Source organism: Bradyrhizobium manausense (assembly GCF_001440035.1).
Taxonomy (GTDB): domain Bacteria; phylum Pseudomonadota; class Alphaproteobacteria; order Rhizobiales; family Xanthobacteraceae; genus Bradyrhizobium; species Bradyrhizobium manausense.
Genome location: NZ_LJYG01000101.1, coordinates 103,723 through 126,140, shown reverse-complemented (window position 1 = coordinate 126,140; position 22,418 = coordinate 103,723). Strand labels below are relative to the sequence as shown.

The window sequence follows — 22,418 nt, the reverse complement described above, 5'->3', positions numbered from 1 at the left end:
CAGTGGGCTGGATTTGCGCAATCATGCGGCCGATCTTGGAGCTGCAACTGCCGCGAACGCCGAAAGTGCCTGATCGAGCGCGGCTACGACGAGGCCGACGATCCGTTTCGAAACAAGGAGTCAAAATAGGTCATGAAGTAGAGGCCATTTGACAGAAAAAGCCCCGCGTGAGCGGGGCTTTGAGTTGATTGGAATGGGACGTTTTCGCTCAGTATCTGGCGACGACCGGACCTCCGAAGCGGTAGTTCAGACGACCCAGGATCAGATCGGTGTCACCGCCGGTCGAGAAGCCGGTCACGCTGCCGCCGCCCGGGATGGTGAACGTCGCACCATGGCGGTTCTCGAAGATGTGGTCGTACTCGACGCCCAGCGACCAGTTCTGGGCGAATGAGAACTCGAGGCCGGCGCCGACCGTGCCGCCGAGACGGGTGCCGTAGCCGGTTTCCGAAGCGAGTGCGCCGCCAGCCGTAAGGAACTGATAGTTCCGGTCGGTGATCGAAGCGCCGCCCTTCACGTAGAGCAGGACGTTGTTCCAGGCGTAACCGACCTGGCCGGTGAACAGGCCGAATGCGTCCATCTTCGAGCGGACCGTGCCGCCGGGGACGACGAGGTTGCCGGTGCTGCCGGAGATGTCGGCCCAATTGCCCTGGGCCTCAAGTCCGAACACCCAGCCCGCGGATTGCCAGCGATAGCCGACCTGGCCGCCGACCGTGCCGCCGTTCGCGTTGTAGCTGCCGACCAGCGTCGCCGTCGGGTCGAACACGCGGCGGTCATGGCTTTGTCCCCAACCGCCGTTGATGCCGATGTAGAAACCACTCCAGTCGTAGACCGCGGCAACGACCGCGGGCGGCGCCTTGGTATAGGGTCGCGCAGCGAGGTCCGCGGCGGAAGCCGACGACGCTCCGATGATCAAAGCGCCGAATGCGGCCGAAGCCAAAAGCTTGTTCATTTTCATTTGTTCCATCAGGTCTTGAGCAATCCCCACCCTGCGAGGACCGTATCGGGCAATCAGCGCGGTGGCTGTAGCTGCGCGACCACACATGTGAACGCATTTCGGATTAACATATGTTGCGATGGAACAATCGCGATCGAGTTCCAATGTGGTTGCGCGCGCCAGCACAATATCCCGCGTGGCGGCGAACCCTCGCCGCTACTCGGCGATGGTCATGCGATTGCGTGCTCCACGTCCTGGCCGGCGCGTTGCGATAACGGGAACGAGCGTGGGCGAGTCTGACGCGATGCGAAGTGCGAAATAGGCAATCGTTGCCTTGAGGCCGTCCTCGAGCGCGACGCGCGGTCGCCATCCCAGGATCCGCGTCGCGGTATCGATCACCGGCTTGCGGCGCTTCGGATCGTCCTTTGGAAGCGCCTCGAAGCGGATTGGCGAGTTGGATGCGGTGCAGGCGAGCACCTCGCGCGCGATGGTCTCGATGGTGATTTCATGGGGATTGCCCAGATTGCACGGCCCGGTGATGGACGACGGGCTCTCCATCAGGAGCTGAAGCCCACGAACGAGATCGTCGATGAAACAGAAGCTCCTGGTCTGACTGCCGCTGCCGTAAATCGTGATCGGCTCGCCCCGGAGCGCCTGCACGATGAAGTTGGAAACGACGCGTCCGTCGTTCTCCAACATGCGCGGGCCATAGGTGTTGAAGATTCGCGCGACCTTGATCTCGACGCCGTGGGTGCGCTGGTAGTCGAACATCAACGTCTCCGCTGCCCGCTTGCCTTCGTCGTAACAGGCGCGTGGCCCGATCGGGTTGACGTTGCCGAGATAGGATTCGGGTTGCGGATGAATTTCCGGGTCGCCGTACACCTCGCTGGTCGAAGCCTGGAGAATCCGGGCGCCCTTCAGGCGCGCAAGCTCGAGCAGGTTGATTGCTCCGAGCACGCACGTTTTCATCGTGCCGATCGGATCCTTCTGATAATGCCGCGGCGAGGCCGGGCAGGCAAGACTGTAAACCCGGTCAACCCTGTCTTCGATCGCGATGGGATCACGCACGTCATGCTCGATGAAGCGAAAGTTCGGGTGGTTCAGCAACGGCCGAATGTTGTCGATGCTGCCAGTGAAGAGGTTGTCGAGGCAGATGACGGTCTTGCCGCGTTGCAGGAGAGCATCGCAAAGATGCGATCCGATGAAGCCGGCTCCGCCCGCGACCAGGACGGTCGTCGCGCGCTCGCCGGAGGGAATGATGGCATTGAATGTCATGACGGGCCTTTCAAATCTCTGCAACCTGCATCGGACGGGAGGCGGGAAATTGGGTGGTCTTTCGACGGCGGTGCGCCAAAGCCTCGGCGTAATAGCCTTCCAGCTGCCGAGCGCGGTGATCGGACGTGTGATCGCGAAGCACGCGACGGTGCGCCTGCTCCGCGATGCTCCGCCGTCGGTCCTCGGGCATGTCGCGGAGGATTTCGAGGACCTCGCGCGGGCCTGATGCCAGCAAGATTTCGCGGGACGGCTCAAAGACGGTCTCGAGTCCCGGCCATCGGTCCGAAATGACCGGGGTGCCGCAGGCCGCTGCTTCGAACAACCGAACGCTCGGCGAGAAGCCCAGCGCCTTCATATCAGCGCGGGTGGCGTTCAGGGTAAACCGCTGCTCGGCATAGAACGCGGGATGCCGATCGGGCGAAAGGTGCTCGATGCGGCTGACATTACCGGGCCACACGGTCCCCTCAGGGTATTGCGCGCCGGCAACGACGAATTGTTCCGAGCTAAGCTTGCGAGCCGGGGTGATCAGCAGTTGCTCGAGTACCGGCTGTCGGTCGTCGCTATAGGTGCCGAGATAGCCGAGCGTCCAGCGATTCCTGGCGACTTGCGGCCTGTAGATATCGGTATCGGCGCTGCAATAGAGGGTCCGGGCGAGCGGGCTGCCGTAGCGTTTCTCGATCGTTTGCGGCACCGGTCCGCCAGCGAAGGAAAGATAGAGGTCGAAGCGAGGAATCATCGCAGCCGAGAGATATTCCAGGCCATGCTCGAGGCGTGCAAGCGTGACCGGAGTGTCGATGTCGTAGAAGGCGGTGATCCCGCGCGCATGGGTCGTGACCCATTCGCTGATGGCAATGCCGTCTGGGACATAGGAGCCAATGACGACCAGATCGGCGTTCCGGACCAAGCCGCCAAAGCGCCGTGGAAGGTCCTTCAGGGATTGATAGAGCTCGACCCGCCACGACGCAGGGTTCGTCACATCGCGGTGATCGCGATACCAGGGAGCGTCGCGCTCGAGGAACGTGACGTGATGACCGCGTCGCGCCAAGGCCTCGATCAAGGCGCGATAGGTCGTGGCGTGACCATTGCCCCATGACGAAGTGACCGAGAGACCGATGACGACGATGTTGAGGTTCATTCTGCTGCCTCGATTTGCGAGCTGCTTCCTGTGAAGAGTTCGTTGAACTGGCGCGCGCGATGGCGATAGGTGTGTAGACTGAGGATCCGGGCGCGGGCGCGATCGGCAATGGCGCGGGCGCGGTCCGGGCTGAGCGCCGCGAGGTGGCTCGCAACTTCGCCGCCGTTCGCCGCGACCAGAACCTCCAAACCTGGCTCGAGGAAGTGATCGATGCCCTTCCAGCAGTCGGTGATCAGGCAGGCGCCTGCGCCGATCGCCTCGAACACCCGCGTCGGCGGCGAGAAGCCGAAGCGTGCCATGCTGTCGCGATTGACATTCAGGGTGGCGAGAGCGGAGCCGAAAAAGGCATTATGCGCACCGGTGCCGACGTGGCCCACCTTGCGAAGGTTGCTGGACGTGTTCTTGGTCTCCCAGCCGGAGCCGCCAAGCACGAACGTCTTGCTTGGCAGGTCGCGCGCGACATCGAGAAAGAAATGCTCGACCCTCTGTTCGCGATCGGGCAGGCGATTGGCCAAAAGGCTGAGATCGCAGGTGAAGCCCGGCTCCGCTGGCGACGGAAAATGGGTGCGGGGATCAAGCGCGTTATAGATTGGCACGCAGTCCTGCGCGCCCATGGCGCGATAGGCAGCCACGACACCATCGCCGCCGCCGTAGGTCAGGACGATGTCGTAGGATGGAATAGCGCGGCGCAGATGATGATGCGGATCGCTTGCGATCGCTTCCAGCGTGGCGGGCGCATCGACATCCCAATAGACACGCACGATCCGGGAGGGCAGGGCGGCAACCGCGGTTTCCAGCTCTTGATCGAACACACCGACGCCGCTCGCCTTGATCACCATGTCGGCCGATCGGGCGGCCGTATCGAGCGAATTGCGCCAGCCGTCGGTCGTCGCCGGATAGACGACGACCTGGGCCCAGTGCGGATCGTCGATGTCGCGATGAGCCTGCCGCTCGAAGGCGTCAGGCTCGAAGAAAGTGATCTCGTGGCCGAGCGCCGCAATCTCCTTCAGCATGCCACGGTAATAGGTGGCGGCGCCGTTCCAGTACGAGGAGACAAGGCTTGATCCGAAGAAGGTGATCTTCATGCGGAGGCTCCGATATATCGCAATGGCGGTGACGAGGCATCGGAAGCACGGATCGCCTCAACGATCCCGACGAGTTGTTGCGCGCGATGCCGGCAAGTATGCCGCTCCCGGATGGCGCGGAGGCCTGTCGCTACCAACGCCGAAGACAGCTCGCGATCATCGAGGACGGCACGAAGCTTGCGGCTCATGTCAGCGCCATGCGCCGCCGTGAGATATGCGCCGTCGGGAAACAGCTCCTCTGCGTCAGACCAGGGTGCCGAAACCAGAGGGATGCCGCAGGCCAGCGCCTCGAACACACGGATCGTTGGGATGCCGGGAAGCAATCGGACATACGGGCCGCGCGGCACGTGGATGGTGGCGCGTGCGCCGGCGAAGGCGACAGGAGCCCAGTGGGCGGGAAGCCAGCNNNNCCGCCATACCGGATACCGGCGGTCCGGATCGTGTGGATGGCGTCGTCCGAATAGCGCACGCCATAGACGCTTGCCTGCAGGCTCAGCTCGGCGACGGGATCGACCAGAAATTCGTTGAGTTCGGCGCTGCGTTCTCCATCGCCCCAATTCCCGATCCAGACCAGATCTTCGGCGCGTTCAACATTGGGAATGGGACGATACAAGGCGACATCCGCCGCCTCGTGCCAGGTATAGGCGCGGTTGCCCCAACCCAGTTTCATGTAGATTTGACGGAGGACCTCGCCAAAGGCGAGAACGCCGTCAAACGCATCCAGGTCGAACTGCGCGAGTTCATCCGGCGCCGTGACCGCTCGATGGTGCGTGTCGTGAAACAGCAGAGTAAAGGGCGTACCGTGGGCGCGCCTGCGTCCGACCCGCTCGATCACATCGGGCGAATTCCACTCATGCACAATCACGAGACCGGCGCCATCAAGCGCTTCGTCGAAGTCGAGCGCGGCGTCGTAGCGACGAACGGAGACGCCAGGGAAAAGCCGGCCGACGTCTTGTATGGCCTCGCCGCCGATTTCGCGGATCGCATTCAGCCGGCTCCATCCGTCGATCGGCTCGAACACCACGACCTCATGGCCGAGCGCGGCCAGCTCGCGGGCGTAACCCCGCAGGAAGTGAGCATTGCCATTGTTCCAGCAGGACGTGAACGCGTGATAAAACAGAACACACTTCATGCGCGCACCTCGATGCGGCTGTGCGGTGCTGACGCACGCTCTGAGGTGAGCAGCTCTTCATAGAGCTTGAGATAGGCACTCGTGGTGCGTGCCAGTGAATACGTCAGGGAATGTTCGTACGCGCGGCGCTGCAATTGTGCCCTTTCGAGATCATCGAAACAGAGATCAGCCAAGAGTCTGTGCAGTGTTGGGCTGTCGGAGGGATCGAAGAACAGCGCTGCTCCACTCCATAATTCCCGGAAGGTCGGTATATCGGAGAGGACGAGCGCGCAGCCGGCTGCGGCAGCTTCCAGAACGGAGAGGCCAAACGGCTCGTAGCGTGCGGGGCTCGCAAAGATCGCTGCGTGCTGGAGCCGTTCATGCAAGTCAGGCTGCGGTAACTGTCCGAGCCAGGTGATGTCAGGCGAATCTGTGCCGCCGGGGCCGGCGACGTGAACCGGCCAGTCGAGACCAGGAGCCGCGGCCGCCAACGTCTCGATATTCTTGGCGCGATCCCAGAGGCGGCCCGCGGCCAGGATCAACTCGCGCTTGCGATGGGGTAGATCCCCGGGGGCAATACCGTTCCAGATCACCGCGCCAGGCGACGAAGGGTGATAGATCTTAACGATGTCATCATGGAATGACTGGCTCGGGCAAACCCAGGCCCGGGCGCTGTCGAGTGCCGAGGCGACCGCCTCAGTATAGCGATTCCATCGGGGCTCGTTGAGCCAGGCCGTATCCCGGCAGGCCAGCGCCCACGAATTGACGCAGGAGTGCGCCACGACAACCGTCGGCACGCTCCATCGGAATGTCGCCTCCCGAAAGCTGTTGAGGTGAACGATATCGGGTCTGAATTGGATTTCGAGTTCGGCGAGGATACGCTTTGCGTGGGCAAGATCGTGACCTTCCGGATCCTGCCATTCAAGCGCCAGATTTGTCTCGATCAACCGCACGCGCGAGCCGCAAAACATCTCGCGCTGATCGGCGCGCGGAGGTGGACCTATTGTCACCAAGGTGACGTTGGCGCCGGATGCCGCTAGACTTGAGGCGAGCGCGGAAGCATAGGTCCACACGCCGCCGACCGTATCAGCCGTCATCAGGATGTTGATGGCTGAAGCCGCGCTCATGATGCCACCTGGAGTTCGAGAGCCTCGAGCGGGGCTGGCCGATCGTTCTGCACGTCGCTGAACTGATCGAACATCGCCAGATAGTGGCGGTGGGCGCGCTCCCAGGCGAAATCGTCAGCTTCCCCCCAGAGCTTTCGATAATCTGGCGAACCAGGATACGGATAAAGCGGAACCGGATCGTTCGCCCAGATCCCCGCATCCTGCATCTTGCGGCGCCAGCGCTGTACAACAGGATCCTCGTCTTCGGGCACCTCGATCAGGTTTGCTTGCACGAAGGGCACGTGACGACGAGCTTCGACCAGACGATCGGCGAGCTGGTCGGTGGTCATCTTGCAGTTCTTGGCGAGCGCGGCGCGTCCCTCGACGGTGAGACTCTCGACCCCGGCCTCGATCGAGACGCAACCGGCGCGGCCGAGCAAAGCGAGCATGTCCGGTTTCCACAGATCGATGCGCGTCTGCACACCGAACTTGAGGCCCCGCGCGCTCAGCCCGTCCAGCAGCTCGGGATTGGGCAGGAAGATCTCGTCGATGAAGTAGACATATTGGACGCCTTGTCCGCGCAGGCGATCGATCTCGTCGAGAATGATGGCGGGCGGCCGCTTGCGATAGGCATTGCGGAAATTCTCCTTGGCGCAGAAGGTGCAGCTGTATGGGCATCCCCGCGACGCCTCGACTTCTGCGCCGGGGCCTGCCGGCGCGGCCTCGAAACGGTGATGATGGTGATGATGACGCCGGATCAACTCATCCGGCCAGTCGAGCGCTGGCTGATCGCTGAAGTCGACCGCCTGCGGGCCGCCAATGACCCGGACCGAGGCGCCGTCCGCAAAGCACAGGCCGGAAAAATCGCGTTCGCCATTGGCGAGGCGCAGCAAGGATGCCTCGCACTCGCCCATCACGACGATGTCGACGGCGAGCTTCCTGAGAGCCGCCCGCGGCGTCGTCGAGCCATGCGGCCCGACCGAGACCAGGGTCGGCGCAAGATCCCGTACCGCCAATGCAAGCTCCTGCGGCACGCGCAGTTCCGGCGGTGCGCAGCGCCAGAACAGGTAGGTCGGCGCTGTGCTGATGACGATCAGGTCGGGGCCGAACGCGCGCAGCTCGGCTTCTATGTTCTGGAATGAAAGATCGAACATGTGTGCATCGAGCAGCAGCGTCCGATGCCCTGCCGCCTTCAGGTGATGCTCGGAGATCCCGAGCTCGAGCGGAAGGTGGGGGGAGCGGCAGCCGAAATAGATGCTGCCGCTAAAATCCCAATTCGGATTGATCAGGGCCACGCGCGTCATGCGAGAGCCTCGCGGCTGTCGTGAGCTGCTCCGAAGCGAGTGTCCAGCCAGGCGTGGAGAGAGCGAAGGCCCTCGGCGAAGGGCACCTGCGGCGACCATCCGAGCGCGGTCGACAGCGCACGCGTATCGGTGACGTACCAGGGCTGGTCGCCCGGACGCCAATCGGCAAAGCGGTAAGTGACCTCGCGGCCGGTCAATTCGGCAATGTGGTCGATGAGCTCGCGAAGGCTGACCGCATTTGCGGAGCCGCCACCGAGATTGAACACGCGTCCCCGCGCGAGTGCGATCCGGTCAAGCACTGCAAGCCACGCAGCCGTCGCATCCGACACATGCAAGGCGTCGCGAACTTGATGGCCGTCGCCATAGATCGTGATTGGCTTGCCGCGGATCGCGCTCAGCAGGAAATGCGCGATCCAGCCCTGGTCCTCGGTGCCGAACTGGCGCGGTCCGTAGATGCAGCTCATCCGCATCACCACGGTCTGAAGGCCGTAGACCCGTGCATAGTCGTGGACGTACTGGTCCGCCGTTCCCTTGGAGCAGCCATACGGACTATAGAAATCGAGCGGTGCGTTCTCGGAGATGCCATCCGCCAGCCGGGGGCCGGTAGGCGTATAGCGGCGGCCGCTGAGCGTGATCTCGCCGTCCTCGATCAGGCGGCCGTAGACCTTGTTGGTAGACGCGAACACGACCGGCGCGGTGCTGTTGTGCAGCCGGACCGCTTCGAGCACGTTGAGGGTACCGTGTGCGTTGATCTCGAAATCGGCAGCCGGGTCGCTGACGCTGTCGGTGACGGCGACCTGGGCTGCCAGATGCAGCACGGCGCGTGCCTCGCGCACGGCATCGATCACGGGAATTGGCTCCCTGATGTCGGCGACCGTGATGGTGACGAGATCGCCATATCTGGCCTTCAGCCATTGTGCGTTCTCGCGCACGCCGGCACGGGCCAGGTTGTCCAGAACCAGGACTCGCTCCCCGCGGTGGGCCAGCCGGTCGGCAAGATTGCAGCCGATGAAGCCGCAGCCACCGGTGATCAGGACGGGCCTGTTGTCTCGCTCATTCATCACGCGACCAATCCTCGTTGCAGCAGTTCCTGGGTCGCCCGCTCGGCCTGGTCGTCGGCGATCTGGTCGGCGAGATAGTCCGCGAGCTCCTTGAGGCCATCTTTGAAGGCGACGTGCGGCTCGAAGCCGAGGAGATCGCGCGACTTGCCGATATCGGCGAAGCAGTGCCGGATGTCACCTGCACGGTACTTTCGCGTGATCTCCGGGGCGATGTCGCTGCGGCCCATGACCTCTGCGAGGTCCTCCGCAACCGACAGGATGGTCCGGCTTTGGCCCGAACCGATGTTGAAGACATCCTGCGTTTGCTCCGCTTCCAGGGCAATGCGACAGGCACGCGCGACGTCGTGGACGTGGACGAAGTCGCGCCGTTGTTCGCCGTCCTCGAACACGAGCGGTGGCCGTCCGTTGAGCAGGCGTGCGGCAAAGATCGCGAGCACGCCTGTGTATGGATTCGACAGGGCCTGGCGCGGGCCAAACACGTTGAAGAAGCGCAGCGCCACGGTCGGGATCCCGTAAGCCTTGCCGGTGATCAGGCACATGCGCTCCTGCGCAAACTTGTTCAGGGCATATACCGAGCTAAGCGAGGGCAACTTGCTTTCCGGGGTAGCCACCGGGATGAGCGGATCGCCTGCCCTGTCGCGCAACTCCCACTCACCGCTGCGGAGCTGCTTGATCGAACGTTCGTCGCAGGAGACGACGCTTTGATCGGGCCTGCGATAGAGCCCTTCGCCGTAGATGCTCATGGAAGAGGCGACCACAAGCCGCGCGACCGGACGCTTCGACAGCGCCTGAAGCAGCACAGCGGTACCGAGCTCATTGGTTCGTACATAGGGCTCGATGTCGTACATGCTCTGCCCCACGCCGACCGCGGACGCCAGATGCAGGACCATGTCGGCGCCGCGCAGGGCGTGTTCTACGGCGACGCTGTCGGTGACGTCACCCACTATGAGTTCGGCATCGTCGGCGAGATATGAGGGGCGCTGGCGGTTGCCGCCGTGGACTTGGGGCGAGAGGTTGTCGAGCAGGCGGATCTCGTAGCCGGCGGCGAGCAGCACATCCGCCGCATGAGAGCCGATGAAGCCGGCGCCCCCTGTGATCAATACTCGCGTCATTCACCGCTCCGTACAACCGCGAGACCGAGCCACCCGGGACCGGTCGATGATGTCTGGTGAAGCGCACTTGCTGGGTGGTCGGACGACCCGCGCGCCGGTCACGTTTGGAGTCAGAAGCGATGCAAGGAATGTTCGTTCCTCGAAAATGTACAAACGAATATTTCTCTAACCTGGATCAATAACCGAGGTGAATCGGCGGGCTGCCGGTGGCTAGAAGTGCGCCCCCCGAAGGGCGGCGGGCAGGCCGAGATGCCTTGCCGCGGTCGCGCCGATATCGGCAAAGCCGGTACGCTTGCCGATTGGCGAAGATGATTGCGTCGGCCAGGCAAGGATCGGCACCTGTTCGCGGGTGTGATCGGTGCCGCTCCAGGTCGGATCGCAACCGTGATCGGCGGTGATGATCAGAAGGTCACCGCTTCGCAGGCGGGACGATAACTCCGGGAGGCGTTCGTCGAAGGCTTCGAGTGCCGCGGCATAGCCGGCCACGTCGCGGCGATGGCCGTGGAGCGTGTCGAAATCGATGAAGTTTGCGAACAGTAGTCCTTCGTCCGCCAGGCTCGCCAGCCCTTTCAGGGTGGCATCGAACAGCGCCATGTTGCCGTCGCCCCGCATGTTTCGCCCGGTCCCGCGATGGGCGAAGATGTCGTCGATCTTGCCGATCGTCACGATGTCGCGACCGGCGCTTGTGGCGAGGTCGAGGATTGTGCTTCCGGGCGGCGGTACGGAAAAGTCGCGACGGTGCGCGGTCCGCTTGAAATCGCGCGCGGTTGTGCCGGCGAATGGCCTCGCAATGACGCGGCCGATCTTGAGGGGATCGATCAGCCGCCTCGCAATCGCGCAGATGCAATAGAGACGTTCGAGGCCGAAAGTCTCCTCATGTGCCGCGATCTGGAACACGCTGTCGGCGGACGTGTAGCAGATCGGCATTCCCGTCTGCATGTGCCGCTCGCCGAACTCGGCAATGATCTCGGTCCCCGAGGCGTGGCAATCTCCGAGGATGCCAGGCAATCCGGCTTGCTCGCACAAGCCTTTCGTCAATTCTGCGGGAAAGCACGGCCTCGTGCGCGGGAAATAGCCCCAGTCGAACGGGACGGGTACACCGGCGATCTCCCAATGTCCTGAGGGCGTGTCCTTGCCCTTCGAAATCTCGCTGGCGCATCCGAATTGTCGGTGCTGCACCTGAGCCTCCAGTCCCGGCGGTACGCGCCCCGTGGCGAGGCGGCAGGCCTCCCCGAGGCCGAGCGCCAGGAGATTGGGAATCCGGAGCGGCCCCTCGCGCACGTTGCTGTCGGCGTGTCCAGCCGTGCAGGCTTCCGCGATGTGACCGACGGTATCGGCGCCTTCGTCGCCGTAGCGGGCCGCATCCGGCGCGGCGCCGATGCCGACGGAATCCATGACCAGGATTAGGGCACGCATGTTGGCTCTGCGATGGGAGGATCAGCCGAGGCCGGGGAAGATGCAACACCGGTTCTGGTACAGTAGCGATCGACCATCGACGCGCAGAAATCGGCAAATTCATTGACGTCCAGCGGCGGGCTGGTGTGATGAGGCTCTATGCCCCGATGTTCGGGCGTGAAGCAGAACGTGACCGTGACCTGGAACTCCGCCAACGCCTCCATCTGGCGGTCAAACCAGTCGAGCGCATTGGGGCGGAAGCTGTCGGCCCATGACAGACCGGTCCGCAAGTGAGTCACCCCAAGACGGTGCATCCAGTGCACTGCGTCGTGGAGGCGGTGATCCTCGAAATGGAACCACTGGCACAGGCCCATGGCGGGCGCGTAGGCGCAGAACAGATCGGCGGCGGCTTTGGGCGTGCCGTCCTCGCGCAGCAGGCCCATGTGGAAATGCCGGTAGTAGGAGGAGCCTTCGGCTTCCTTGTGTCGCGTCGTCGCCTCCCAGGCAGAAGGAAGGTCGAAAAGGCTGTACCAATGGATACGCGGAGCCCGGCCGATCAGCAGCTCGGCGGTGCGCGACAGGCCCCAGGCTTGCACCTCTTCGGCGCCGAACGAGGAGACGCCGACCTCCGTCACCCACACGGGCAAGTTGCTGACGGCCTTGATCTCCTCGAGTTTGGCGGGCCACTCACCGATCTGCCACAGGTTCCAGTCGAGCGGAAAGCCGTGCACGGCGACCGCATCAAAATGGTCGAGCACGCCGCGGCTTTGCATGTTGCGCATGAAGGACGGATCGATCGGCGAGATGCCGCCGAGAACGATGGGAAGTAGGGGCCTCGTACTGCGGATCGCCTTTCCCGCTGCGGCGGCAAGGTTTGCGAACATAACCCAGTCCGGGTCGATCAGGAGATCCCAGTGCGACTTGTTGTTCGGTTCGTTCCAGATCTTGGCCGCCTCGATCATCAGCTTGTGCTCCGGGATGGATAGACGGGCCCGTCGATCTGTGGCCGTTCCGTTCGCTTGCAGAGATAGACTTCCTCTTCCGGATGCGCGGCGATGGCAAAGCCGGCGCTGCGCAGCATGGCCTCGACGCAGGCCCGGTTCGGCACCCACCAATTGGTGGGGTCGTCGGCATATTTGTGCTCGATGAAGTGCAGCCTGGGATAGCCGGCCGAATCGAACTGGCCGGTGGTCCAGAAATCGTAGTTTTTCTCGACCGCGTCGACATGACTGGCGCCGCGCTGCATCGACTGGAACAGCAGAAGATCCTTGGCGACGTGCTCGTGGATGAGATCCAGCGCCAGCAGCGGATGACGCAAATGATACAGCACGCCCATGAAGATCACGAGATCGAACTTTTCATGGAGCTGCCCGACATCATAGGCCGACATCTTGCGGAATTCGATCCTGAGACCGTTCACTTCGGCGGCGAAGCGCGCCTGAGCAAGGTATTCGTCGTCGGTATCGAGCCCGAGCACACGCTCGGCGCCCCGCCGCTTCATCTCCATGGCATAGAATCCGGCGTTGCAGCCGAGATCGAGCACGGTCTTGCCTTCAAGGCGGTCCGGAATGATTCCCGAGAAGCGCCGCCATTTCACATTGGGATAGTCGCCGAGAAAGTGGCTCGGTGCGGTCGGCACGCCGTTGAGGTCGAGGTTGTGAAACCAGGGGCCGAGCGCGTCGACGCGCCTGCGGATTTCCTCACGCGTGAGCAGCGCTCCAGTCATGCGGTCGCTCCATTGTCCATTGCATGGGGCGGTCGAGCCCCATCGGACGAGACGCCAGCCCGCAACCGCGACCGGCTGTCGGTGCCTTCGGCTAGAAGAGCCATCGCGGTGCGATAGCCGTCGACGGTCCCGACATCGACATAGGATTCGCCAGCCCTGATCCCGATGCCGAGGCCGCCTGCCTGGAGATAGGCGTTGACGAGCGTCCCAAAATACTCGTCGCGTTGGTCTCGTTCGTTCCAGAGCGCGTGCAATTCGCGAAAGCCGGTGGCCGACATTCGGAACGCACCCCAGATCCACCGCGACGTCGGCTTCGGCTGCTTGACCTGGATCTCCCGCACATTGTCGCCATCGAGCACGACGGCGTCGAAGAATTCCGGGCGCTCGACGGGAAAGAGCAGAAATGAGAGGTCGGCATCGGGCAAGGCCTGCAACGCGGCTTTTGGAAACCAGACGGTGTCGGGCAGGCCGACGACGACGTCTTCATCACGGCCAACGACGGTGCCGGCCTTGAAGACGGCGTCGCACAGCCCGGAGGCGTCCGGCTGGACGACATAGGCGAGCTGGGCACTGCCGTAGTGATCGCCGAAATATTCGAGAATGTCGGACTTGCCCGGCGAGATCACGAAGCAGATCTTGTCCGCGCCGCCGAGGATCAGGCGCTCCAGCAGATACTCGGAGACCGCGCAGGGCCGCTCGGTGCCATCGTCGCGCCGACTGCCCACGGGCAGCAGCTCCTTGGAAAAAGCCAGCGGCTGGATACGACTGCCGCGGCCTGCGGCCGGCACGATGCCCCACATGTCAGGCCTCCTCGGATTGCTGGCGACACGCGCCGCTCGATACCGCCTGCTCGAGCAGTGCCACCAGCTCGCGCGCGCGTTTGTCGGATGTATGCTGTTCCATCGTCCGCTCATAGGCGCGCCCGGCGATGCACTGCAGGTCGGAGCTCGACATCGCCAACGCGCCCAAGGTGTCCTGCGCATCGTGGGCGATCAGGATCTCGCTGCCGGGTGTGAAGAACTCCTCGATGCCCGGCCAGTCGTCGCTCAGGAGCGGAACGCCGCAGGCCGCCGCCTCGAACAGACGGCCGGAGGGGCACCAGCCCATCTCAGCCATGGCGTTGCGCGTCACATTGAGGGTCAGGCGAGAGGACGCAAAGAAGGGCGCATGCTCCGATGGCGGCAGATGCCGCACGAAATAGATGTTAGGCGACCACGGAAAGTCGTCAGGATATTGCGCTCCGCCAATCAGGAAACGCAGGTCTTGCCGCGCTCTCGCCGGTTCGACGAACAGCGCCTGGAGCCCGCGCTGCCGGTCTTCGGAATAGGTGCCGAGATAAGACAGATCCGTGCAATAGCGTGGCTCAGGCGGCACCGGGCGATGAATATCGCTATCGACGTGGCCGTACAGGGGACGGATATCGCGGGCGGCGAGCCGGTCGCGAAATTCCTGGACGACGCGTGGTCCGCCGGTGAAGCTGAGGACGAGCGCGAAATCGCGTAAACCTCGCGTGCCGATATAAGCAACGGATTCTCCCGCGATCAGCCGCGCCAACGTGATCGGTGTATCCAGGTCATAGAAGACGGGAATGGCGCGACCTTCCGACATGATCAGGTCGGTGGCCGCAATTGCGTCGGGACAGTAGGACGTCACGATCGCGACATCGGCATCCGCGATGTCATTGCGGGCGAGGGAGCGGGTCTCCTCCCAATTCGAAAAAAGCCGCAGCTGACCACCGGGCAACTCATTGAAGTCCCGGGCACCGGCATAGTAGGACACGTCGCGCTCGTAGAAGACGACGGTGTGGCCGAGGCGCGTCAGATGTTTGCAGAGGCCGCGCCAGAGCGTCGCGTGGCCGTTGCCCCAGGAGGAGGAGATGGCCAGGCCGAAAATGACGATCTTCACGCCGGCACCCGCTGGTTGATCCCGGTGATTGTGATCCCGCTGATGTCTATGCTCAACGTGCTGATGCTGGATGGTTCAATGTCGATCGACAGGAAGTCGTCCAGGCGCTTGCGTGCGTAGTGCAGAATTGCCGCACGAATGGGTTCGGCATGACTGACCGCGATCACCGTGTCTGCGACGCTATCGCAGCGGAGCCGTTCAAGATGGCCGACGACGCGCCTCTGTAGCGATCTCATGGTCTCGCCCCCCGGTGGACGACTGCTGCCGCGGTACCTGTTCCAGCGCGACCACTGAGCGTCCCGATGGAGATCTTCGAACGATCGCCCGGTCCATTCGCCATAGTCGAGTTCGTCCAGTGCTGGGACGATCTCGATCGGCAGTCCAAAGTGCGCCGCCAGGATACTGGCGGACTGGATGCAGCGCTGTTGGGGGCTCGACTGGATCAGCGCCGGTTGCGGTGTCACTGTGGCTGCGCAACGCGCGATTTCTTCGCAACCGATGTCGTCGAGCACAACGCCGCCCATCCGGCCGCACAGCGTGCGCCCAAGCTGGGCATGGTGGCCATGGCGGAGAAGATGAATGACACGTGCCATTAGACGCATGCCTTGTCGTCGATGAAGGCGCGTGTTCGCCGTCCGGCTTCTTCGTCCGTGAATTGCTGCGGCGGCGATTTCATGAAGTAGCTTGACGGGCCCGTGAGGGCGCCGCCCTGGCCGCGATCCATCGCAAGCTTGGCGCAACGGACCGCATCGATCACGACGCCGGCCGAATTTGGTGAGTCCCAGACCTCGAGTTTGACCTCGGCGCTCAGGGGAACGCCGCCGAAGGTCGTGCCTTCAAGCCGGATGAATGCGAGCTTGCGGTCGGTCAGCCAGGGAACGTGATCGCTTGGGCCGACATGAATGTTGTCGGCATCCATAGGGACGTCAAACTGACTGGTGACGGCCTGGGTTTTCGAAATCTTTTTCGAGGCCAGCCGCTCGCGCTCGAGCATGTTCTTGAAGTCAGTATTGCCGCCGACGTTGAGCTGATAAGTGCGGTCGAGCCGCACGCCGCGGTCGCGAAACAGGTTTGCGAGCAAGCGATGCAAGATGGTGGCGCCGACCTGGCTCTTGATATCATCGCCGACGATCGGAAGGCCGGCATCCTCGAACCGGCGCCTCCATTCGGGATTCGAGGCGATGAATACGGGAATGCAATTGACGTAAGCGCATCCCGCTTCGATCGCGCGCGCCGCGTACCATTCGCTGGCTCGCTGCGAGCCGACAGGGAGATAGGACACCAGGACATCGGTGCGTGATTTGGCCAGGATTTCTGAGACATCGGCCTCCGGAACATCGGCAATCGGGACATCGTCCTTGAGATAATGCCCGATGCCGTCCATGACCGGGCCACGTTGAACAACCACGCCAGTCTGGTCGACATCGGCAAATCGATGCGTATTGTTGGGAGCGGCAAAGATCGCGTCGGCGACGTCGTGCCCCACCTTGCTGGCATTGACATCGAAGGCCGATGCAATCTGGATGTCGCTGATGTGGTACCCTCCAAGATCAACGTTCATCAGGCCAGGCACGGGCTCGTTCGACTTGGCGTTCCGGTAGTACGTCAGTCCCTGGACGAACGAGCTGGCGCAATTGCCGACGCCGACGATGCCGACGCGAACGCGGCGCCTATCCTGAAGACGGGAATGCATGGCGTAAGACCTCCGGAAAGACGGGCGCGTCGAGGTAAGTAGATCGGCGAACGTGGCGGAAGGTATGTTCGTTCCTCCAGTACATGCACAGCGCTCGCGCTCCCGGGGATTCTCGGCAGAAAAAATGCGTCGCGCTTAACCTGGATTAGAATCCGCTGTCGGTGCGAAGGAACGACGATCATCCTGGATGAAGATGAAGAAGATGATGTTCGTCGGCAGCGCCGAAGTCGCGCAAGAACCAATCGGGCCCGCCGGCGTTCATCGAGCGACTAACAAGCGAGGTCCGTCATGTCATCCAAAACGCAGAACAGTGAAGCTCATCAAACCACAGATCATGCTGCCATCCGCAAATGGGTGGACGAGCGCGGCGGCCGACCGGCGACCGTCAAGTCGACCGAGGAGGATGGGCACGCCGGCATCCTCCGGATCGATTTCGACCCACCTGATGACGGTCTCGAGCGTATCGGCTGGGACGAATTCTTCGAGAAGTTCGACGAGGCAGGTATCGCGTTCCTGCACCAGGATCGGACCAAGGAAGGTAAGCTAAGCCGCTTCCACAAGTTCGTCCGGCGTTAGTGGTTGTATGCCGGTGAGCGGATGGACCAAGGCGATGCGGGCGGGCGACTTCGCTGTCGCGTGGAGGATCACCGACCGGGACCTTCGGACATTTGCGTATGCTCCCAAGCACATAGGCCCGCGCCATCTTCAGCGAATTTGGCGCGGCGAGCCGTTCGCGGACAGGGACGTGCTCGTGCGGTGCTATCACGGGCTCGGTGATACCATCCAGTTTCTCCGCTTCATGCGGCCCCTTGGCGAGCTTGCGCGCAGCGTCACGGTCTGGTGCCAAGAAGAGCTTTTGCCGTTGGTCGAGCGCACGGCAGGCGTCGATCGCGCGTTTGCACTCCATGATGGCGCACCCGAAGCGAACTTCGAGGTCGACATCGAGATCATGGAGGTGCCGCATGCGCTGAGGGTTAGCTGTGAGCAGGTCGGGATGCGCGCGCCCTATTTGGAGCTGCCGCGCCAGGATGCGGCGGCAGATCTTGACCGCGAAGGCTTCTCTGTCGGCTTGGTGTGGCAGGTTGGGGAATGGGACAAGAGACGTGCGATTCCAAGTCATTTGCTGCGTTCTCTCGCCGTTCCGGGTGTAACGCTCCACGCCCTCCAGAGCGGAGCGCGGAAGGAGGAGCTTGACCGTATCGGTGCGCGCGACATCAGCACGCCTGGAATCGCGGATCTCGGGCATGTCCTGAACCAGCTCGACCTGGTCATTTGCGTCGATACCATGGTCGCACATCTTGCAGGCGCACTCGGACGGGAAGCGTGGGTGTTGCTGCACACCGACTGCGACTGGCGCTGGCCCCTGTCAGGGGATCGTTCGATTTGGTATCCGAGTATGCGGCTGTTTCACCAGACAAGACCTGGCGATTGGACCGATGTTGTCGCGGAGGTCGCGGTCAAGCTGAGCGCCCGGGCGCAATTCGACAAACCCGGCTAAGCCAAGGCGATATCAGCATTCGTCGAGCGTTGCGACTCCGGCCTCGCGTCTTGCTTTCGGGACCGAATGCCGAGATAGGAGGCATCGAAGTGCGCAAGTCTCACCAGTCCGGACCAGTCGGTGATCGTCAGGACCTTGTTCTGCCACTGCAGCATATTGCAGCGGCGCAGTTCCTGGATCGTGCGGTTCGCGTGGACGGGAGAAATGGCGCAAGCAGAGGCGAGATCCGATTGGGTAAACGGCGACGATAACCGGAAATCCCCCGCGACTCCGACACTTTGAAGACGCACAATGATCTCGCAGATCAAGTGTGCGACCCGCGTCAGCGCATCCCGGCTGCCGAGGTTGACCGTCCAGTTGCGCTGCATCGCGTGTTCGGCAAGCAGCATCAGCAGCAAGGTCCGCGACAGAGCAGGCGACCGTGCGGCCAATTCGCGAAAAAATCGGTGTGGAACCTGCGCCACGACTGCTGGTCCAAGGGCAATGAGGTTGCCGTTGATGCGAGGCCGATAAAGTGTCTGCAGATCGGCGATGTCACCGGGGACCGAGATCGACGTGATCTGACCGTTCGACGCCTCGGGATCCTGCCAGGAGATATAGCCCTGGAGCAGCAGGGTGCATTGAGCGGCATCGTCGCCATGACGTAGAATCGGCTGATGCGGGCTGAAATGCGTGATCGTACTTGGCATGTCTACCAGCAAATCGAGGTCATCAGCCGTTAGCTCGCCGAGACTCGCCAAGCGGTCGGCGAGTTTTGAGAAAGCAAATCCTGCCTGCATGTACCGTCCAATCGCCCTGCCCAATACAAGTCTGCCGAAAAAGCAAAGGGCAGGCATTAACCTTTGATGCGTCGGCTCTCAATGATGAACCGGTGCGTCGATAGATGCGATTCGACGTGCGCCAACCATCTATGTTCCTGGTGGCAAGGACACTTACGTCAGCTGGCGCAGCTTTTTCAGCGGATTGAGTGGGGGCCGCTCCTCGTAATGATTGTTGGGGCGGTCGGCTTCCGCCTTACCGTTGTCGTGGAGAGCTTGATCGCCGATGATCTCGCCGACTGCCTGCTTGGCTTTGCCGACGAGGCGCTGCCTGAGGTCTTTCGCTTTGCTCATCGTCAGTCTCCGATGTCGCCGCTGACCCGGGCGCCTGAAGGGGAACGCTTGGGGGCGGCCTACGGTCATCCGGCAAGGGGGATGCGCCGGACGCCCGGGTGAGACTCCCAGGCTCGATCGAGGTTCCTGAGCGTTACCCGGGGGCACGGCGGGAAAGAATCACGCCCTCATTGCCTCGAAGCAGGACTGAGGCCGCCGCTACAGCCTCGGATGCCCGGTCCAGATAGGTTGATAGCAGGACACGGCCGGAAACCTGGCTGGGCCATTTCCGTGGTTCGTCTGCGATGTTGAGTACTATCAGCATGTGGTGTCCTTCATAGACCCGTTCGAACGCAAGAATGTCGTTCTGCGAGCGCAGCGGTTGGTAGTCGCCTTCACGAAGACATGCATGCTCGCGCCGCAACCTCAGCAGCGCACGAAACAGCATCAGAATCGAACCGTCGTCGTTCTGCTGAGCTGTCACATTGGTCGATCCCGCGGGATCGAGCGGCAGCCATGGGCGTCCGTCCGAGAACCCACCATTTGCTGTATTGTCCCATCGCATCGGAGCGCGTTCGGGATCACGGCAAAGGCCGTAGCCAGGGACGAGCCTTTCGAATGGGTCCTGAACCTGATCAGGCGGAATAGGGACGCGCTTACGACCGATCTCGTCACCCATGTAGATAAAGGGAGTTCCTCTCAGGGTCATCAGGAGCATTGCCAGCACACGTAGTTGCGGCTCGCCGATCTTGCTCGCGATCCGCGGCTTGTCATGGCCGCCAATCACCCACACTGGCCAGGCGCCGTCAGGCAGGGCATTGAAATAGGCGTCGATCGCGGCTTGCAACGACAATGCATTCCAAGGCGCGTCAAGCAGCGCGAAGTTGAGCGGCAGATGCAGCCGCGGGCGCTCCGTGCCGTAGAAATGGCCGATGCGATCGGTTTTGCCTTGAACTTCGCCGCACAACAGCCGCTCGGGATATTCGTCAATCACGCTACGGATGAACTCGATGCATTGCATCGTCTCCGGTCGGTCGTCCGTGAAGACGGGCGTCTGTCGCTGCGGTGGCGGCTTGCCCTGGGCATCGGGATTCGCCGGGTTGTCGCGCAGATGCGCGTCCTTGATCAGAACCGCACTGGCGTCGACGCGGAAGCCGTCGACGCCTCGGTCAAGCCAGAAGCGCATCACATCGGCGATGGCGGAGCGCAGCTGCGGGTTGCGCCAGTTGAGGTCGGGCTGCTCAACCAGGAAGGTATGATAATAGTATTGCCGCCGCGCTTCACACCACTCCCATGCGCTGCCGCCGAAACGGCTGAGCCAGTTGGTTGGCGGACCACCGTTCTCCGCGGCGTCCGCCCAGATGTACCAATCTGCTTTCGCGCTGCTGGGTGAACTGCGGCTCTCCACGAACCATTCGTGATCATCCGCCGTGTGATTGGGAACGAGATCCAGAATCAGGCGGATACCGGCCTGATGCAGAGCGGCGAGAAGCTTGTCGAACTCATCAAGGGTCCCGAAGGCAGGGTCGATCGCGCGGTAGTCGGAGATGTCGTAGCCGAGATCGCGGAACGGACTCTTGTAGATCGGCGTCAACCAGATTGCATCGACGCCCAGCCATTTCAGATAGTCGATCCGGGACATCAGGCCGATCAGGTCGCCCTTGCCGTCGGCATCGGAGTCCTGGAACGAGATCAGAGCAATTTCGTAGATGACCGCGGATTGCCACCACGGGCTTCCGTCACGCGCTGAGCTGTCATTGTCTCGTATCAAGGCTCACATACCCTCGGCTCAGAACTCCTGCCGATGTTCCTTCTCCGGCCAACCGGCTGACATCTAAGTCTTGGAGGGAACGAAGGTTGCTAATGCTGTCGTAACTGATCGTTTCTCCGCGAATTCGCCAATAGGAACCAGTCGGCGAGACGATGATTGGGCGTCATCAGCACAGGCCCCAGGGCAGGCCGATGTGGGTTAGCAAGCCGTTCGAGCGTGACCAGAGAGGCGGCCAGCCATAAGCGACGCGAGAGAACAGGCTAAATCCTCGACAAAGATCACCGTCTACGCGGCGTTGATCGGCAACGTGCTGGTCGCCCTGACCAAAATCGGCGCGGCGGTATGGACGGGGAGTTCGGCGATGACCAGCGAGGCTGTTCATTCGGTTGTCGACACCTCCAATGAAGGCTTGCTGCTTTACGGTTATCGTCGTGCCGATCGGCCGGCCAACGAGGCGCATCCGCTCGGTCACGGGCGAGAGCTCTATTTCTGGAGCTTCATCGTTGCGCTACTGATCTTCGCGCTCGGGTCAGGTGTGTCGTTCTATCAAGGCGTCATGCACGTCCTGCGGCCTCGGCCGATCGACGATCCCGTCGTCAGCTACGTCGTCCTTGGGCTGTCCTTTATATTTGAGGGCGTGTCCTGGCTGATCGCATGGCGTCGGGTCCGGGCCGACGGCAGGAAGTTCGGCTATTACAATGCGTTTGTCCGCAGCAAGGATCCGCCGGCGTTCATGGTGCTGTTGGAGGATAGCGCAGCCTTGATCGGAATCGTCATCGCCGCTGCGGCCACGGTCGCAGCCGTTATGTTCAATCAGCCGGCGTGGGATGGGGTTGGCTCCGTTCTGATCGGGATTCTTCTCGGAATCACGTCAATTGCACTCGCGCGCGAGAGCAAGAGCCTTCTGATCGGGGAGCCGGCAGATCCGGAACTTGCACGATCGGTCGTTGATCTGGCCCGGCGGTCTCCCGGCGTGCTTCGGGCCAACGGCTTGCTCACGGTGCAGCTCTCGCCGACGGAGATCGTCGCAGCCCTCAGTATCGAGTTCGCAGATGACAAGAGGGCGGACGAAATAGAGCAGCTGGTTGTTGCGATCGAACACGACATTCGAAAGCACCATCCGGAAGTTGCCGCGATCTTCATCAAGCCTCAGACCCATACGAGATATCGTCATGTTCGCGCAGAGCGGTTAGGAATGAGCCACCGCGAATGAGGA

The 22,418-nt window shown here is 62.4% G+C and carries 22 protein-coding genes and 1 pseudogene; 3 read left to right on the top strand and 20 right to left on the bottom strand.

Going from position 1 to position 22,418, the window contains the following annotated elements; genetic code table 11:
- Positions 1–208: 208 nt before the first annotated feature.
- From AOQ71_RS25620 to AOQ71_RS25545, 17 genes and pseudogenes are all read right to left on the bottom strand, one after another.
- Complete coding sequence (locus AOQ71_RS25620) at positions 209–949, bottom strand: outer membrane protein (RefSeq protein ID WP_057752928.1); 741 nt, start codon at positions 947–949, stop codon at positions 209–211.
- 201 nt (positions 950–1,150) lie between these two features.
- Positions 1,151–2,209 (bottom strand): UDP-glucuronic acid decarboxylase family protein, encoded by a 1,059-nt coding sequence (locus AOQ71_RS25615; protein ID WP_057752764.1) that lies wholly within the window; start codon positions 2,207–2,209, stop codon positions 1,151–1,153.
- A 10-nt stretch (positions 2,210–2,219) separates the two neighbouring features.
- A complete protein-coding gene (locus tag AOQ71_RS25610) occupies positions 2,220–3,344 on the bottom strand; it encodes a CgeB family protein (protein WP_057752762.1) in 1,125 nt (374 codons plus the stop codon).
- On the bottom strand, positions 3,341–4,429 hold the full coding sequence (locus tag AOQ71_RS25605; RefSeq protein ID WP_057752760.1) for a CgeB family protein: 1,089 nt from the start codon (positions 4,427–4,429) through the stop codon (positions 3,341–3,343). The genes AOQ71_RS25610 and AOQ71_RS25605 overlap by 4 nt, the downstream gene beginning before the upstream one ends.
- Positions 4,426–4,835, bottom strand: a pseudogene (locus AOQ71_RS48505) (glycosyltransferase family protein); the annotation flags it as partial. The pseudogene AOQ71_RS48505 and the gene AOQ71_RS25605, both read right to left, overlap by 4 nt.
- A 4-nt stretch (positions 4,836–4,839) precedes the next feature.
- Positions 4,840–5,561, bottom strand: a 722-nt coding sequence (locus tag AOQ71_RS48500) for a CgeB family protein (RefSeq protein WP_245317128.1), incomplete at its 3' end; no start/stop codon positions are given.
- Positions 5,558–6,637: a glycosyltransferase family 4 protein gene (locus AOQ71_RS25595; RefSeq protein WP_245317137.1), complete on the bottom strand. Its 1,080-nt coding sequence runs from the start codon at positions 6,635–6,637 to the stop codon at positions 5,558–5,560. The genes AOQ71_RS25595 and AOQ71_RS48500, both read right to left, overlap by 4 nt.
- A 26-nt stretch (positions 6,638–6,663) precedes the next feature.
- On the bottom strand, positions 6,664–7,950 hold the full coding sequence (locus tag AOQ71_RS25590) for a TIGR04295 family B12-binding domain-containing radical SAM protein (RefSeq protein ID WP_057752756.1): 1,287 nt from the start codon (positions 7,948–7,950) through the stop codon (positions 6,664–6,666).
- Positions 7,947–9,011 (bottom strand): NAD-dependent epimerase/dehydratase family protein, encoded by a 1,065-nt coding sequence (locus tag AOQ71_RS25585; RefSeq protein WP_057752754.1) that lies wholly within the window; start codon positions 9,009–9,011, stop codon positions 7,947–7,949. The genes AOQ71_RS25590 and AOQ71_RS25585 overlap by 4 nt, the downstream gene beginning before the upstream one ends.
- The gene (locus AOQ71_RS25580) at positions 9,011–10,123 is read right to left on the bottom strand and encodes an NAD-dependent epimerase/dehydratase family protein (RefSeq protein ID WP_057752752.1); all 1,113 of its coding nucleotides are present in this window, start codon (positions 10,121–10,123) and stop codon (positions 9,011–9,013) included. The genes AOQ71_RS25585 and AOQ71_RS25580 overlap by 1 nt, the downstream gene beginning before the upstream one ends.
- Positions 10,124–10,333: 210 nt before the next feature.
- Positions 10,334–11,539: a phosphopentomutase gene (locus tag AOQ71_RS25575; protein ID WP_057752750.1), complete on the bottom strand. Its 1,206-nt coding sequence runs from the start codon at positions 11,537–11,539 to the stop codon at positions 10,334–10,336.
- A complete protein-coding gene (locus tag AOQ71_RS25570) occupies positions 11,527–12,480 on the bottom strand; it encodes a glycoside hydrolase 5 family protein (RefSeq protein WP_057752749.1) in 954 nt (317 codons plus the stop codon). The genes AOQ71_RS25575 and AOQ71_RS25570 overlap by 13 nt, the downstream gene beginning before the upstream one ends.
- Complete coding sequence (locus AOQ71_RS25565; protein WP_057752746.1) at positions 12,480–13,244, bottom strand: TIGR04290 family methyltransferase; 765 nt, start codon at positions 13,242–13,244, stop codon at positions 12,480–12,482. The genes AOQ71_RS25570 and AOQ71_RS25565 overlap by 1 nt, the downstream gene beginning before the upstream one ends.
- Complete coding sequence (locus AOQ71_RS25560; protein WP_057752744.1) at positions 13,241–14,044, bottom strand: nucleotidyltransferase family protein; 804 nt, start codon at positions 14,042–14,044, stop codon at positions 13,241–13,243. The genes AOQ71_RS25565 and AOQ71_RS25560 overlap by 4 nt, the downstream gene beginning before the upstream one ends.
- Position 14,045: 1 nt before the next feature.
- On the bottom strand, positions 14,046–15,149 hold the full coding sequence (locus AOQ71_RS25555) for a CgeB family protein (RefSeq protein ID WP_057752742.1): 1,104 nt from the start codon (positions 15,147–15,149) through the stop codon (positions 14,046–14,048).
- Positions 15,146–15,742 (bottom strand): histidine phosphatase family protein, encoded by a 597-nt coding sequence (locus tag AOQ71_RS25550; protein ID WP_057752739.1) that lies wholly within the window; start codon positions 15,740–15,742, stop codon positions 15,146–15,148. Before AOQ71_RS25550 ends, AOQ71_RS25555 begins: the two co-directional genes overlap by 4 nt.
- On the bottom strand, positions 15,742–16,842 hold the full coding sequence (locus AOQ71_RS25545; RefSeq protein ID WP_057752736.1) for an inositol-3-phosphate synthase: 1,101 nt from the start codon (positions 16,840–16,842) through the stop codon (positions 15,742–15,744). The genes AOQ71_RS25550 and AOQ71_RS25545 overlap by 1 nt, the downstream gene beginning before the upstream one ends.
- Before the next feature lie 288 nt (positions 16,843–17,130).
- Between AOQ71_RS25545 and AOQ71_RS25540 the strand changes: the two genes are divergently transcribed.
- Both AOQ71_RS25540 and AOQ71_RS25535 read left to right on the top strand, forming a co-directional pair.
- Entirely contained in the window at positions 17,131–17,418 is a 288-nt protein-coding gene (locus tag AOQ71_RS25540; protein ID WP_057752734.1) for a hypothetical protein, read from the top strand.
- A gap of 7 nt (positions 17,419–17,425) precedes the next feature.
- Complete coding sequence (locus AOQ71_RS25535) at positions 17,426–18,340, top strand: glycosyltransferase family protein (protein WP_430648649.1); 915 nt, start codon at positions 17,426–17,428, stop codon at positions 18,338–18,340.
- Here AOQ71_RS25535 and AOQ71_RS25530 read toward each other — a convergent pair.
- The 3 genes from AOQ71_RS25530 to AOQ71_RS25520 all read right to left on the bottom strand — a co-directional run bounded on the left by AOQ71_RS25530 (position 18,337) and on the right by AOQ71_RS25520 (position 21,202).
- A complete protein-coding gene (locus AOQ71_RS25530; RefSeq protein WP_057752732.1) occupies positions 18,337–19,119 on the bottom strand; it encodes a Crp/Fnr family transcriptional regulator in 783 nt (260 codons plus the stop codon). The genes AOQ71_RS25535 and AOQ71_RS25530 overlap by 4 nt on opposite strands.
- Positions 19,120–19,272: 153 nt before the next feature.
- A complete protein-coding gene (locus AOQ71_RS25525) occupies positions 19,273–19,452 on the bottom strand; it encodes a hypothetical protein (RefSeq protein WP_057752731.1) in 180 nt (59 codons plus the stop codon).
- A gap of 133 nt (positions 19,453–19,585) precedes the next feature.
- Positions 19,586–21,202 carry an alpha-amylase family glycosyl hydrolase gene (locus tag AOQ71_RS25520; RefSeq protein ID WP_245317125.1) on the bottom strand — a complete coding sequence of 539 codons (1,617 nt, stop codon included), beginning with the start codon at positions 21,200–21,202 and terminating at the stop codon, positions 19,586–19,588.
- Positions 21,203–21,440: 238 nt separating this feature from the next.
- Here AOQ71_RS25520 and AOQ71_RS25515 point away from each other — a divergent pair, with 238 nt between their 5' ends.
- Positions 21,441–22,415, top strand: coding sequence for a cation diffusion facilitator family transporter (locus AOQ71_RS25515; protein ID WP_057752729.1), 975 nt, complete (start codon positions 21,441–21,443; stop codon positions 22,413–22,415).
- The last annotated feature ends 3 nt before the right edge of the window (positions 22,416–22,418 follow it).